The organism is Burkholderia sp. Ac-20353 (assembly GCF_017104785.1).
Classification (GTDB): Bacteria; Pseudomonadota; Gammaproteobacteria; order Burkholderiales; family Burkholderiaceae; genus Burkholderia.
Genome location: NZ_JAAGPL010000055.1, coordinates 19,239 through 33,428, shown reverse-complemented (window position 1 = coordinate 33,428; position 14,190 = coordinate 19,239). Strand labels below are relative to the sequence as shown.

Here is a 14,190-nt window from a genome sequence, read left to right as displayed (position 1 = left end):
CGCGCGCGCAACTGCGGTCCATCGCGGCCTCCTCGCGCGTCAGTACGCGCCGCCGACGTGGTGCGTCGCGACGAAGTGATCGGGACCGACCGCGACGAGCGGCGCCACCACCGGCTCGTCGCCTGCCGCCCGGATCGGGCTTGGAATCTCGTCCGCCGCGAGCTGGCGCGGCGCGTGCCGACGCGCGGGATCGGCGACGGGCACCGCGCTCATCAGCTTCTTCGTGTACGGATGCTGCGGCGCTTCGAACACCGCGCGGCGCGGGCCGATCTCGACGATCTGGCCGAGATACATCACCGCGACCCGATGGCTGATGCGCTCGACGACCGCCATGTCGTGCGAGATGAACAGGTACGCGACGCCCAGCTCGCGCTGCAGGTCGAGCATCAGGTTGACGATCTGCGCCTGCACCGACACGTCGAGCGCGGACACCGATTCGTCGGCGATCACGACCTTCGGATTCAGCGCGAGCGCGCGCGCGATCGCGATCCGCTGGCGCTGGCCGCCCGAGAATTCGTGCGGATAGCGGCGCGCGGCCTCCGCCGGCAGGCCGACCTTGTCGAGCAGCCAGTCGACCCGCTCCTGCGCGGCCTTGCCGCTCGCGACGCCGTGCACGAGCAGCGGCTCCATGATCGAGAAGCCGACCGTGAGACGCGGGTTCAGCGACGCGAACGGATCCTGGAAGATGAACTGGATATTGCGGCGCAGCGCCTGCAGGTCGTGCCCCTTCAGCGTGCTGATGTCGCGGCCGTCGAATTCGATCGAGCCGCTTTGCGATTCGACGAGGCGCAACAGCGAGCGCCCGGTCGTCGATTTGCCGCAGCCGGATTCGCCGACGAGCGCGAGCGTCTCGCCCGCGCGCAGTTCGAAGCTGACGCGCTCGACCGCGTGCACGTATTGCGCGACGCGGCCGAACAGGCCGCTCTTCACCGGGAAGCGCGTGACGAGGTCGCGCACGCGCAGGATCGGCGGGGCATCGGGATCGATGGGCGGCTGTGCGAGCGTGGGTGCGGGCGTCGTTGCGAGCGTGGGTGCGGGTGCGACCGCCTCGCCGTTCGCGCTGCCCGCCGGTGATGCGGCCTCTGCCGTATCATTCGCCGGCGCCGGCACCGGCACCGGCACCGGCACGTCGATCTTCAGCAGCGCGAATTTCTCCGGCAAGTCGGTCCCTTGCATCGAGCCGAGTCGCGGCACCGCCGCCAGCAGCGCACGCGTATAGCGATGGACGGGGGCCGCGAAGATCCGCTCCGACTCGCCCTCCTCGACCTTCTCGCCGCGATACATCACGAGCACGCGGTCGGCCACCTCGGCAACCACGCCCATGTCGTGCGTGATGAAGATCACGCCCATGTTCATCTCGTCCTGCAGGCCGCGGATCAGTTGCAGGATCTGCGCCTGGATCGTCACGTCGAGCGCGGTGGTCGGTTCGTCGGCGATCAGCAGTGCGGGCCGGCACGACAGCGCCATCGCGATCATCACGCGCTGCCGCATCCCGCCCGACAGCTGGTGCGGATAGCGCGCGAACACGCGGCGCGCCTCCGGAATCCGCACGAGATCGAGCAGCCGCAGCGTCTCGGCGCGCGCGTCGGACGCGGACTTCGACTGGTGCAGCGCGATCGCCTCGCTGATCTGGTCGCCGACCGTGAACACCGGGTTGAGCGACGTCATCGGTTCCTGGAAGATCATCGCGATATCCGCGCCGCGCACGCTGCGCATCGTCGCGGCGCTCGCCTGCGCGAGGTCGAGCTGCGTGCCGTTGCGCCGCCGCAGCGCGATCCGGCCGCCCGCGAGCACGCCGCCGCCGTGCTCGACGAGCCGCATCAGCGCGAGCGACGTGACCGATTTGCCTGAGCCCGACTCGCCGACGATCGCGAGCGTCTCGCCGCGATCGACGTGGAAGGACACCCCGCGCACCGCGTCGAACGTCACGCCCTCGCGGTGGAACGTCACCGACAGGTCGTCGACCGCAATCACGCGCTGCTCGGGCAGCGCGAGTGCGGACGGAGTTCGGTTCGAAGTCATGACTTCCTCGAACGATCAGACGAAGGGTTCGTCGCCGACAGCGCGGCCTGCGGCTGCGTGAGCCACGGCAACAGGAATTCGGTCATGTCCGCCGCGGCCTTCGCGGAGCGGTGCGTGCGCAGCGCGACCGCATCGATCAGCGCCTCGATCGTCGCGAGCACGGCCGCTTCCGAGGTTGCCGCGAAACGCCGCTTCGCGGTCACGAACAGCGACAGCGACGCGATCGGCACGAGCGGCGAATGCGGTCCGTCGGTCAGCGCGAGCACCTGCGCGCCGCGCGCGGCCGTGCGTCGCGCGAGTTCGATCGTATCCTCGACATAGCGCGGAAACGCAATCGCGATCACCAGATCGCGCGCGCCGGCCGTGTACAGGCGCCGCGCCGCATGCGACGGGCCACCGAGCAGCGCGAGCGACTGCACGTTGTCGTGACAGACCGACAACCCGTGCTCCATCAGGCCGGCGAGAAACGCGCTCGACCCGGCGCCGAGGATCAGCACCCGCCGCGCCGCGACGATCGCCTCGACCGCCGTCTCGACGTTCGCCGCGTCGAGGTGCGCGCGCGTGTCCTCAATGTTCTCGACTGCCTGGTCGAACACCGCGTCGATCCAGGCGGCGCCGCGCACGCCGGCCTCGTGCTCCTGCGCGGAACGCAGCCGCTCGACCGGCCCGAGCGTCGCCTCGAAACCGCGCACGAGCGCAGCGCGCATCGCCGGATAGCCGTCGAAGCCGAGCGCCTTCGCGAAGCGGTTCGCGGTCGCGATCGACGCGCCGACCGCCTGCGCGAGCTCGTCGATCCGCATCGTCGCCGCGCGGAACGGATTGGCGAGTACGTACTCGCCCATCCGTCGGTGGATCGGCGTCAGCGACGGCATCGCCGCCGCGATGCACGCGGCGATCGACAGTTCGGCATCGGACACGGCGGGCGAGGACGGCGTCGGCATCACGACGGCGGTCGGGCAAATGAAAGTGAAAGTAAACTTACACACACCACATTAGGAAAAAAATAGATTTTCATCGACTCAGGGAATCCCCGATGCGGGGTGATCGCGGGGAGCCAAAGCAGGTGCGGCTGGCGCCACGAAGCAGCTCAGCGCGGCCCACGGGCATGCTGGCTTTGCGGTCGATCTGTCGCCGACGGCAGACAACGAAAACGAACCGACCGAGTATTGGATTTCGTGGATGATGCCCGGTCTCGATGGCGGTGCGCCAGGCGATCTGGCAACGCGCCAGCTCAAAGGGAAAATCAAAACCATCGATTGGCTGACGGCTATCGACAAGTCGATGCTCGACGCCGTCGGTGGACTCTCCGCCCTGCGCTCCGAGCTGCTTCCGAGTTGGTTTGCGATTGGCGATTACGGCACCGGAATAGTTATTCGCGCGGGCGCGATGCCGGCCCGCCGGCGCTCGGCATGCCGACCGGTTATTTCTTCTCCGGCATGGCCGACGAGTGATGGCTTGTAATCAGCCATTGCACCCCATCCCAGTGATACGTGTAGGTGTAGCGAGCCTTCACAACCGCGCCAGTCCTTGCGAACGTAAACGTGTAAAGCCCGGCATCCACGGCTGAATTGCACCCCAGTTCAATGAAGCGGAAGTCAATCTTTCCAGACGGACCATCTTGTAGAAAATGATGGAAGTAGTCCTCTTTGTCAGCGGCTGTCAAGCGCGGCTTGTTGGATACGGTTGGAAGAAGAATCGACCGCTCCGCATAGTTGGCGACCACCTTGTGGGGGTCCCCGGTTTGCAATGACTGATTCCACCGATCAAACAACCCCGCAATCTCTTGATCTGACGTGACCTTGCAGCTTTCCGTGCGCGATGCCGGCGCATTGTTTGACATGCCTGGGTTCGCAGCGCATCCAGCGAGCGCGAGCGAAAAGACCACGATGATTGACGGCTTCATGACGGCACGTCTCCAGTCAAGTGTTCACGAGAATTTGTCATGGCGAATGCCTCTTCGTCGCACTTTGTTTTGAACACACGTAACGATTGCGCTTGAGCGCCAGCCGACTCCCGCAAAGTATAGGTTGGTTTGCAACTGGGGGTCTGACTTTTTGATCATATGACCTTAACCCCTGCCGCTGAGCGTCAGTGAATGGGGCGCTCGAGTTTGATGCGGTATCGCTTGACCTTCGCGTAAAGGGCTGGCTTGGATATCTCCAGCACGGCGGCGCAACGCGTGACATTAAATTGACACGCGGCAAGCGCACGGCTGATCGCGTCGCGCTCGACGTCTTTCAGGGGCTGCACCTGTTGGTGGCCGCGCGACTCGGTACTGTCGCCCGGGTCCTTGGGCGGTCCATCTGCTTTGCCGCCGGAAGCACCACGCTGAGGACGAAGGAGTACAGACACATCGCAAATGACCTCGTCATCGCTCAGGTTGACGACCCGCTCCACGAGGTTCTCGAGTTCCCGAACGTTCCCCGGCCAATCGTAGTCGTTCATCTGCGCCAGAGCTTGTTCGCTGAATCCGAAAATGTGCTTGTCGAGCAACGCAGCATACTTGCGCAGGAAGAAGTTCGCGGTTGCGGTAATGTCCTCCCGGCGCGAACGCAGAGGCGGGATTGCGATTTCAATCACATTGCACCGATAGTACAAATCCTCCCGGAATTCCTTCGCGGCAACCATTGCCGCGAGGTCACGGTTGCTTGCACAGATGATACGGACGTCGATCGGAATTCCCCGAGTATCGCCGAGCCTCGTGACTTCCCGCTCCTGCAGGACCCTGAGCAGCTTGGCCTGAACGTCAATCGGGAGTTCCGATATCTCGTCGAGAAACACGGTGCCGCCATCTGCCGACTCGAATTTCCCCGGGCGTCCATCCCTTGTCGCCCCTGTAAAGCTGCCAGGCGCATGACCGAACAGTTCGCTCTCGATCAAGTCATGCGGCAATGCAGCACAGTTGATTGCGATGAATGATTGAGCATTGCGTGAACTCGCATTGTGGATGGCCTGAGCGAAAACCTCCTTGCCCACGCCGCTCTCGCCGCTCAGAAGCAGATTGGCAGATCCGCGCGCCGCCTTGCGCGCAGCACTCACGGCTGCAAGCAGACTCTCGCTCTGGCCAACGATGCTCTCGAACGTATAACGTGCATAGTTGCCCGCATACTTGCCGGCAATCTTGCGCACGCGCTTGATCTCGCGGAACGTGTTGACGACCGACACAACCTGCCCGCAACTGTTCTTGATGGGGATCGCGGTGTCCATCAAATGCAGATGGCGGGCCGGCGAATCGATGATGAGCTCACGATCCACGTAACCTGCGCCCGTGGTAAATATCGGCGCGATGATGGGCTCGAAATCGATCAGGTCGCCGAGCGGCTTTCCGATGCTCTTCACGGGATCGATGCCGAGAATATGACCGGCGACCGTACTCGCGTGCCGGACTACGCCGCCGCGACCGAGCACCATCAATCCGTCGCCGATGTGGTCAATGATCGCCTTCTGCTCTTCAACCAGCGTCTGGTGTGCAATCAGGTCGAAGTAGGACTTGACCGTGACGCCGAATGTAACCCGCAGCAGCGCCATAAGATCGTCCAATGGCTGCGCTTCACTTTCTCGACGCCGGAAAGCGATGAGGAAGAGTTCGGACGACCCCCAGTTGACCGACGCAACGGCACATTCGAGCTGCCTGTCGGCCAGTTGCACAGCCACGGAAGCCGCGCAGTCGGCAGGCTGCACTTGCCGGGCCGCGTCAAGAATCCCGGCGCAATCCTGATTGTCGATGTCGATGCGGCAACACGCGGCCAGGTCCTCGCCACTGCCTGGCGACGAAGACTCCAACGCGACAGCGTCGTCGCTGACGGCGAGCACGTAAGTGCGGAACCGAAGGGCTGCGGTGCGCCGCGCGTCACGCCAACAGTCGGAATCAATCGCCGACTTCAGGTCAGACGCCCGTTCAGCGGCTCGGGGATTTTGCTCGTCCATTATCGTTCGCAAAACTGTGGCAGACCGATCCAGCTTACCAGCAGCAAAATATTCATGGTTCCCCGTCGTGAACCGTCTTACGCGACGCAGCACGCTTCTCGATTCCGGCTCGATCGACAACAGCCCGCGCATGCGTGCCCCGCCCGACTTGCCCCTTTGGATCGTTGGCTACAACGTCAAACACGTACACGTTTCCGTCCATCGACCTGAACGTAGCGGTGGCCGTCACGTCGACGCCAACCGGGGTCGGCGCTGAATGGGTCAGTTGAGTGTTCACCCCGACCGACAACTGTCCCTCGTTGAGTTCGCCTCGCATGATTTCCGCGCACGCACGCTCCATCAACGCGAGCATCGCAGGTGTCGACATGACATCGGGATACCTTTCTTCCGTGCCATCTCCGTAGGCTGACGCAAGATCCTGCGTTCCTACGCGGCGACTCAAGGTCACCATAGCTCCATCACCAATCATATGATCTCCGCGTGAATTGCTTCCAGGAAAAAGCGGGCCGCGTTGCGGCGGCCCGAAATGACGACGGTACGAAATTGGAGAACAGCGACCGCCTACTTCTGTTCGACAGGCGTCAGGTTGCCATCCGAGAGCCTGTACATGGTCACGGGCGCATCCACCCAATCCCCGTTCGGGTCGAACCTGACCGGGCCGAGCATGCTGTTGAACGGGTCCTGGTGGAGAATCTTGGAGAACGCGTCGGGAGACGTTGAATTCGCCTTCCGCATCGCATCGACGACAACGATCGTCGCCGCATAGAACGCCGGCGCATACGTGTCTACATTTGCGCCATACGCAGTCCTGAATCGTTCACGAAAACGCTTTCCGTCGGGCAGACTATCAAGAGGCGTACCGCCCTGCGCACAATACATCCTGTTATTGAGGACGTTGTTCGAAAGCTTTGCGAACTCGGGAGAACAGATGCCATCGCCGCCAACGAGGACCGCGTCAATACCGAGATCCGTCATCTGGCGCGCCAGCAGCGCGGCCTGGGCATAGTAGCCACCATAGAAAACGACCTGCGGATTTGTCGCCTTGATCTGAGTCAGGATACCCTTGAAGTCGGTGGCCTTGTCGCTGCTGTATTGCCGCGAAACGACTTGCAATCCGTTCTTCCGGGCCGTATCGACGAACACGTCTGCTACGCCCGCGCCATACGCGGTGCGGTCATCGATGACTGCTGCCCGCTGCGCGCGCAGGACCTTCGACGCATAAACGGCCATTCGACCGCCCATGACGTTGTCATTCGTCGCGAGACGAAACACGTACGGGTACCCCAGTTTTGTCAGTTGCGGGTTGGACGACGCGCCGGTGATCATGACAACGTGCGCGTCGTTGTAGATGCGGGCCGCCGGAATACTCACACCGGAGTTGTAGTGTCCGATAACCGCCACGACACCGTCGTCCACCAGCTTCTGTGCGACGTTGACGCCAATCTTCGGATCGCCCTGGTCGTCAACCGACACCAGCTGAAATCGCACCGGCTGCCCCCCGATGACGAGCTTCTTCGCATTGAGTTCGTTGATGGCCAACTGAACTCCGCGCTCGTCGTCCTTGCCGCTTTGGGCAGAACTCCCTGTCAGCGGACCCGCTGCGCCAATCTTCACTACCGTTTCAGCATTGGCGCACCACGTTGCGCCCGTCATTCCCAGTCCAATCGTGGCTGCCGCATACATCAAGGCGATGCGATTCATCCTGGTTCCCCTGAAGTGTTGAGCTGCTGCTATCGCAAGATGTCCCGAACCGGCGACAGTGTTTCGAATTCAAAATCCGGCCGAGGCTGCCACGGCCCGAGCTTGTCTCCGCTGCGATTGATCCACGCGACGTTCATTCCGAGCGGCTTCGCGCCATCGATGTCGGCCCAGCTTGCGAGCGAGCAATGCAGGACGTTCTGCGCGCCAACCCCCAAGCGATCGAGCGCCAGACTGAAGATGAGCTGCGACGGTTTGTATGCCTTCGCCATCTCGGCAGTCGTGACATGCTCGAAGTAGCTCACCAACTGGCTGCGCTTCCAAAGATCACTGTCCATGTTCGTAATGGGCATCAACGGGTATCGTGTGGTTACCGACTCGAGGAAGCTCACTGCGTCGGCGTGCGGCGGCGACTCTTCGACCAGATGGGTAAGCAGCGTATCGGTCAGCTTCTCGGCGTCGTGGCCATCGAGGGCCTTCGGGAACAGGTCGTTGAAGCAGCTGGTCAACGCATCCTGGGCGACAGCGCGGTAGCTGCGGTACGCGCCGCCTCGGTACAGGCGAACATTGCGCATGTCCCACTCGAGGTAGATCTCGAAGATCGGACGAGAAGCGTCCACACCAAGGATGCGCATCACCTCGGCGATGCCGGCCATGCCGCCCTTGTCGACATCGACAAGAGTCCCGAAATAATCGAACGTCAGCGCCTTGATATCCATTTTCATTTCCTCATTGCAAAAGTTTGTACGCGCACGGCAGCGTCCGGTGTCGCGAATGCAGCAACCGTCGCCCGCTGCTCGAGTTCGAGGCTACGGGCAAGGTCCGTTGAAAGCTCTTCGGTTACCAGACGTTTGAGACGTGACACCGAAAACGACGAACGCTCTGCGACGCGGGCTGCAAGCGCGTGCGCTGTCGCAACAACCTCGTCTCCGTTGACCACACGGTTCACCAGGCCGAGAGACTGCAATTGAAGCGCAGTCTGTCGCTCACCGAGCAGCCAGAGTTCCATTGCCCGCTGGTAGCCGACAATTTTCGGCAACAGATGCGTGACGCCTCCGGTGACAAACTGCCCCCACTCCATTTCCGGGAAGAAGCAGACCAACTCTTCGGACGCGACCACGAGGTCGCAGTTGAGCAACCATTCAAAGCCCCCGCCCACAGCGAATCCGTGAATTGCACCGACAACCGGCTTCCCGTTGAACATGAGATCGCGCGTGATCTGTTGAATGCGCTCGACATGGCTGCGAATGCTCGCGTCACTCTCCGTCTGTTTCCCGAACTCCTTGAGATCATCCCCGGCGCAGAACGCCCGACCTGCACCGGTCAATACGATAGCCTTGCAGCCTTCATCCGAATTGACTTCGACGAGTGCCCGATGAAGATCGTCCAGCAGATCGCCACTGATCGCATTGAGGCGTTCCGGCCGATTGAGCGTGACAGTCGACACGGCGCCCGACTTCTCGACGATTGCGTAGCTCATCACGCCTCCTTTTCGACCCAGCGGGTCTTGCCTTCGGTGCGGGGGAAATGCTCGAACGGCACGATCGTGACCTGTGCGGTCGAGCCGACCTTGCTTCGAACCGCCGCCTCGACCTGCGCCGCTGCTTCGGCCCACTGCGTGATCGGCAACCGTTGGGCGGCTTCAACCGTCATCGTGATGCGGTCATAAGGTCCATCGCCCTTCAGCACGATCCGGAAGATTCCCGACGCCCATTGCGGAACGGATTCGACGGCAACACGCACCGCGCTCGGGAAAACGTTGATGCCCCGGACGTTGAACATGTCGTCGGTGCGACCGGTGACGCGGAAACGCCAGGCCGTTCGCCCGTCTGGACCGGGGTCGGTGCCGGTTACCGTAACGACGTCTCGGGTCCGATATCGGACCAAAGGCTGGCATTCCTTCTGCAAGTGCGTGCACACAAGCTCACCTACGGTTCCCTCCTCGACCGGAAGGCGCTCGAGCGTGACGGGGTCCAGGATCTCCGCGAACACAACGTCGCTCGCGTGATACAGCAGATCATGGGTCCAGTCCGTTTGACCGCCGAGAATACTCAACACCTCCGACAGACCAAAGTTCGCGTTGCGTACTTTGAATCCCCACTTCTCCTCCATCGCATTTCTCAGATCGGGGTTGTCCAACCCGGCCTCACCGCCAAACAGACCAAGCGTCAGCTTCAGGTCACGGGGGCGCAGATCTCCCGACTCCCGCAGGATCTGCTCGATGAGCCCCGGATAGGAAGGCGTACACGAAATCGCGTTGATCCCGAGGTTGACGATCGAGTCGATCAGCAGCTTCGTGTTGCCGACACCGAAAGGGATCACTGTGGCGCCTGTCGCCTCGAGGATCGTGTGGTCAGTGAAGCCGCCGGTCCACATGCAATAGTTCAGACAATGGACCACGCGGTCGGTGGGCCGCAGTCCCGCGGCCCACATCGAGCGGGCGCCAACGTGAGCAATCCGCTGCGCGTCTGCCGCGCTGTTCGCAAGAATCAACGGGCGGCCGGTTGTACCGGACGTACGATGCAGTCGCGCCACGCGAGACTCGCCGCAAGCAACGTAGTCGCCGAACGGCGACGCATTTTCCTGGCTGATTCGTAGCTCGTCCTTTTCCGTGAACGGAAGCTCCTGCAACGAGTCAATCGTGACTTCGTCGGTGATCCAGCGGGACAGCTTGGTTCGATAGAACGAAGACATGGACCGGAGATAGTTCCACTGCGTCGTCCAAAGCCTGTCCTGATGCTTGCGCACTTCCGATTGCGGCAAAGTCTCGAAAGCATCGTCAAAGAGTGCATTACTGTCAGCACGAGACGCCAAGTTCATTTTCACCTTCCTTTAGTACATCTAAAATAAAAACCATGACCCGAGTTCAGTCGAAACAAGATCGATACCCAGGCGATCAGGGCGTGGCCGGCACGACAATCCGGGCGTGACTTCCGCTCACGATCGGCTTCCCTCTGTCGGTGGCAACAAAGTCGAACCAGTAGAGATCACGGTCGCGCGACCGAAACGTCGCCGTGCCCCGAATCTCCAGCTTTCGTTGCGATTGCGTGACGCGCAACAGGTGCGTGATGACACCCACCGACGTTTGTCCGGGCTCGAGTACATCGCGCATCGCCTCACTGCACGCACATTCCATGAGTGCAGAGAGCTCTGATGCAGACAGTACGTCCACGCACGATAGCGATGAATCACCCGACGAATGCGCGGAGCAATTACAACGCTCGTTCGACCTCGTTACAGTTGCGCTGCTACCCCGTACAAGCATGGATGCCTCCGTCTGGACCTACCCCGAATTACGCAAAGGCTGTGCCAACCTGCGTAAATCGCTATTCGACGGGCCTGCAGCCGGGCTCGCGTGTCGTGAACGCCGAACCGTTTCCGAATTGAACGTAAGATTTCTTTACGGTCGTTAAAAAACCATCCGCTGTCGGATTGTCGACTCACCTCGAAAATCTTTCACCGGGTAACATCACACAATGCGCGCCACATCCGGGCGCGCGCCACGATTGCACGCGACGGAGGCGGAATGAACGCGCATGCGCTGGCCGCCTGCGCGGCCGCGATCAGTTGGGGAGACGCGCGATGAGCGGCGGATCGCACGATCTCGTCGGCGACACCATCGCGCTCGGCACGTTTGCGCTGCTGTATCTCGCGGGGCTCGGCCTCGCGCTGTGGCGGATATGGGCGGCCGGACGGCGCGGCAAGGTTTACTGGTGCATCTGTGCGGCGCTGCTGATTGGCGGCGCCGGCGCGATGTTCACGGCGCGGCCGCCGGAACCGGATTCCGGCGATATGCCGGGCGGCGTCGCGCTCGGCGTCGAGGCCGTGCTGGCCGGGCTCGCGATGGTTGCGGCGGGATGCGCGTGGCTGATGCTGCGCGCGCGGCGGGGGCCGTAGCGCAGCGGGCTGCCACTCATCTATGCGCGCCGATCATCCAGCACGCGGCATCGAAACGCACTTCGTCGCCGTGGACATAAGGTTCGAACGCCGCGCAGACCGTTTCGACCACGCGCACGCGAGTCTCGTCATCCACGTCGCGCAGCGCGAGACCGACGGGCCCCAGCCGCGACACGTAGTCGGTCAACGCGTGCGCGGGCAGCACACACGACACGACGAGCGGCCGGATGTCGACACCGGTCCAGCCGCTCGCGCCAAGGATCGACGCGACCCGCTCCCGGTCGCCGAACGCGAACTGTCCGGGTGTGCCCGGCACGCGCGGCGGCAGGTTCGGCAGCAGCGGCGCCGCAGCGCGCTCGGCGGTCGTCATGAAAGGGTTGTCCGCCGCACTGCGCCACGCGATCGCGCACAGGCTCGCGCCATCCGCCGCCGCGCCCCGCAGGTTCGAAAACGCACGAACCGGATCGTCGAAGAACATCACGCCCAGGCGCGACACGATCAGGTCGAATTGCGCGGGAACGAACGCATGCGTCTGCACGTCCGCGCGGATGAAGTCGGCGCGCACGCTGTCGCGTTCGGCGCGTGCCCGCGCCGCGTCGAGCATCGGCGCCGACACGTCGATGCCGGTGCAACTGCCGTCCGCCCCGAGCCGCCGCGCGATGGCCACCGTCACGGCGCCCGTGCCGCAGCCGACATCGAGCACGTGCCGCGCCTGCGTCGCGGCGGCCGCTTCGACGAGCGTCTCCGCGAACGGCCGAAACATCGTGTCTATCGCCGCCTGCGTGTCGACCCACGCGCGGCCGGATGGACCGTTCCAGAGTGCGGCCTGCTCGACATTCGCTGACGGTGTGTGGTTCATCGCTGTTTCCTCGTGTATGCCCTCTGAAGGCGATACGCCAGTGTGCAACCTCAAGCCGGCTTGAGGTCAAGAGATCGTCCGATGCACCAGACGGCACGCGATCGCCGAGTCCGTCCTCCGACCGGTTGCTGCTTCCGCCAGACGCGGCTCCGCAATTCGCGGAGAATGCGTCGACGGCAGCGCACCGCCACGCACCTGCCGATCCGGCTTCATATTTCTTACATTCGTATTGCGTATGTTGACGGCTTTTCAACGGTGACCTCCATGCGACGACTCCTCCTGCGCGCCGTGTCCGCGCGCGTTGCCTCGCTCGCGGCGCTCGCGGCCCTCGCGACGCTGTCTGCGTGCTCGAACCATATCGACTCGCCCGCCGATCCGGCCAGCGCCCCGATCAACGTCCAGGCCGCCTGGGTCGAAATCGGCGACGCGAACCAGGCGATCGCCCGCGTGATCACGAACTACGCGCCCGCATCGGCCAGCGATCCGCTGTGCCCGCAACTTTCGGTCGACGGCAAAGTGTCGCGGATGACGCTGCGCGCGGGCGCCGCGACCGTGCCGCAGCGGCCGACCGCCAGCGACCCGGCCGATTCGAAGCCGTCGAGCTTCCCGGTGTCGGTCTGCGAGACGACGCTGCCGGCCGACGCGCAAAGCGCGAGCGTCGCGGGCCGCGCGCTGCCGCTGCCGAAGGCGCTGCCGCAGCGCGTCGCGATCATCGCCGACACCGGCTGCCGGATGAAGAAGGCCGACAACGCGTGGCAGGCGTGCAACGATGCGACGGTCTGGCCGTTCGAGACGATCGCCGCGAGCGTCGCGAAGCTGTCGCCGGATCTCGTGCTGCACGTCGGCGACTACCACTACCGCGAGAACGCGTGCCCGCCCGACATCGCCGGCTGCAAGGACAGCCCGTGGGGCTACGGCTGGGACACGTGGCAGGCGGACCTGTTCCGCCCCGCCGCGCCGCTGCTCGCGAAAGCGCCGTGGGTCGTCGTGCGCGGCAACCACGAGGAATGCGCGCGCGGCGGCCAGGGCTGGTTCCGCTTCCTCGATCCGCAGCCCTACAGCGGCGCACGTTCGTGCAACGATCCGGCCAACGACGGCAACGCGAACTATTCGGAACCGTATGCGGTGTCGCTCGGCGGCGGCACGCAGGTGATCGTGTTCGACAGCGCGAAGGTCGGCCGCAACGCGCTAAAAGCGACCGACACGCAATTCCAGATCTACCAGAAGCAGTTCCAGACAGTGGCCGCGCTCGCATCGAAGGCCGGCATGACGACGACGATCTTCACGAACCACCACCCGATCCTAGCGTTCGCGCCGATCGCGGGCAGCACGCCCGCGCCGGGCAACCTCGCGCTGCAGTCGGTGATGTCGAGCCTCAACGCGCAGGCGTACTACCCGCCGGGCGTGCACGTCGCACTGCACGGCCACGTGCACGACTTCCAGGCGATCAACTTCGCGTCCGGCCATCCGGCAACGATCGTGTCGGGCAACGCCGGCGACAACCTCGACGTCGCGCTGCCCGACCCGTTCCCGGCGGGCCTGACGCCCGCGCCCGGCGCGGTCATCGACCGGTTGTCGCACAACAACAGCTTCGGCTTCCTGATCATGGAGCGGCGTCCGGCGCCGGCGACGGGCTGGGTCTTCCACGCGTATTCGGCGGCCGGCAAGCTGCTCGCGTCGTGCAACCAGTCGGGCACGACGCTCGCGTGCGACAAGACGGGGTTCATCGCACCGTGAGTGACGAGGTTCGACGTGACGGCCGCCTTTCGCGTGCGGCCGGGAAACGG

General features: G+C 63.6%; 15 protein-coding genes, 1 tRNA gene and 1 pseudogene. 5 read left to right on the top strand and 12 right to left on the bottom strand.

Annotation, left to right across the window (positions count from 1 at the left end; translation table 11 throughout):
• Positions 1-39 precede the first annotated feature (39 nt).
• Both G3N94_RS17885 and G3N94_RS17880 read right to left on the bottom strand, forming a co-directional pair.
• A complete protein-coding gene (locus G3N94_RS17885; RefSeq protein ID WP_241021917.1) occupies positions 40-864 on the bottom strand; it encodes an ATP-binding cassette domain-containing protein in 825 nt (274 codons plus the stop codon).
• A tRNA-Arg gene (locus G3N94_RS17880) sits at positions 815-913 on the bottom strand. Before G3N94_RS17880 ends, G3N94_RS17885 begins: the two co-directional genes overlap by 50 nt.
• A 27-nt stretch (positions 914-940) precedes the next feature.
• Here G3N94_RS17880 and G3N94_RS17875 point away from each other — a divergent pair.
• A complete protein-coding gene (locus G3N94_RS17875) occupies positions 941-1,219 on the top strand; it encodes a hypothetical protein (RefSeq protein ID WP_205793944.1) in 279 nt (92 codons plus the stop codon).
• 2 nt (positions 1,220-1,221) lie between these two features.
• The gene (locus G3N94_RS42420) at positions 1,222-1,851 is read left to right on the top strand and encodes a hypothetical protein (RefSeq protein WP_241021914.1); all 630 of its coding nucleotides are present in this window, start codon (positions 1,222-1,224) and stop codon (positions 1,849-1,851) included.
• Positions 1,852-2,018: 167 nt separating this feature from the next.
• On the opposite strand, the gene G3N94_RS17865 is transcribed toward G3N94_RS42420, so the two are convergent.
• A complete protein-coding gene (locus G3N94_RS17865; RefSeq protein WP_205793943.1) occupies positions 2,019-2,963 on the bottom strand; it encodes a MurR/RpiR family transcriptional regulator in 945 nt (314 codons plus the stop codon).
• A 133-nt stretch (positions 2,964-3,096) separates the two neighbouring features.
• Between G3N94_RS17865 and G3N94_RS17860 the strand changes: the two are divergent.
• Positions 3,097-3,414 (top strand): annotated as a pseudogene (locus tag G3N94_RS17860) (type VI immunity family protein); the annotation flags it as partial.
• Between the two features lie 28 nt (positions 3,415-3,442).
• Here G3N94_RS17860 and G3N94_RS17855 read toward each other — a convergent pair.
• The 8 genes from G3N94_RS17855 to G3N94_RS17820 form a co-directional block, all read right to left on the bottom strand.
• Entirely contained in the window at positions 3,443-3,925 is a 483-nt protein-coding gene (locus G3N94_RS17855; protein ID WP_205793942.1) for a DUF4440 domain-containing protein, read from the bottom strand.
• Between the two features lie 185 nt (positions 3,926-4,110).
• Entirely contained in the window at positions 4,111-5,949 is a 1,839-nt protein-coding gene (locus G3N94_RS17850) for a sigma 54-interacting transcriptional regulator (RefSeq protein ID WP_205793941.1), read from the bottom strand.
• A gap of 52 nt (positions 5,950-6,001) precedes the next feature.
• Entirely contained in the window at positions 6,002-6,301 is a 300-nt protein-coding gene (locus G3N94_RS17845; protein ID WP_241021913.1) for a hotdog domain-containing protein, read from the bottom strand.
• Between the two features lie 209 nt (positions 6,302-6,510).
• On the bottom strand, positions 6,511-7,632 hold the full coding sequence (locus tag G3N94_RS17840; protein ID WP_346778708.1) for a branched-chain amino acid ABC transporter substrate-binding protein: 1,122 nt from the start codon (positions 7,630-7,632) through the stop codon (positions 6,511-6,513).
• 47 nt (positions 7,633-7,679) lie between these two features.
• A complete protein-coding gene (locus G3N94_RS17835; RefSeq protein ID WP_205793938.1) occupies positions 7,680-8,366 on the bottom strand; it encodes an HAD family hydrolase in 687 nt (228 codons plus the stop codon).
• A gap of 2 nt (positions 8,367-8,368) precedes the next feature.
• A complete protein-coding gene (locus tag G3N94_RS17830) occupies positions 8,369-9,127 on the bottom strand; it encodes an enoyl-CoA hydratase/isomerase family protein (RefSeq protein ID WP_205793937.1) in 759 nt (252 codons plus the stop codon).
• Positions 9,127-10,467 carry an AMP-binding protein gene (locus G3N94_RS17825; protein ID WP_205793936.1) on the bottom strand — a complete coding sequence of 447 codons (1,341 nt, stop codon included), beginning with the start codon at positions 10,465-10,467 and terminating at the stop codon, positions 9,127-9,129. The genes G3N94_RS17830 and G3N94_RS17825 overlap by 1 nt, the downstream gene beginning before the upstream one ends.
• A 76-nt stretch (positions 10,468-10,543) precedes the next feature.
• On the bottom strand, positions 10,544-10,759 hold the full coding sequence (locus tag G3N94_RS17820; RefSeq protein WP_205793935.1) for a hypothetical protein: 216 nt from the start codon (positions 10,757-10,759) through the stop codon (positions 10,544-10,546).
• A 470-nt stretch (positions 10,760-11,229) separates the two neighbouring features.
• Here G3N94_RS17820 and G3N94_RS17815 point away from each other — a divergent pair, with 470 nt between their 5' ends.
• Positions 11,230-11,544, top strand: coding sequence for a hypothetical protein (locus G3N94_RS17815; protein WP_205793934.1), 315 nt, complete (start codon positions 11,230-11,232; stop codon positions 11,542-11,544).
• A 16-nt stretch (positions 11,545-11,560) separates the two neighbouring features.
• Here G3N94_RS17815 and G3N94_RS17810 read toward each other — a convergent pair whose 3' ends face one another.
• Positions 11,561-12,403, bottom strand: a complete 843-nt coding sequence (locus tag G3N94_RS17810) for a class I SAM-dependent methyltransferase (protein WP_205793933.1) — start codon at positions 12,401-12,403, stop codon at positions 11,561-11,563.
• A 264-nt stretch (positions 12,404-12,667) separates the two neighbouring features.
• On the opposite strand from G3N94_RS17810, the gene G3N94_RS17805 reads away from it, so the two are divergent.
• The gene (locus G3N94_RS17805) at positions 12,668-14,140 is read left to right on the top strand and encodes a metallophosphoesterase (protein ID WP_205793932.1); all 1,473 of its coding nucleotides are present in this window, start codon (positions 12,668-12,670) and stop codon (positions 14,138-14,140) included.
• Positions 14,141-14,190: the final 50 nt, after the last annotated feature.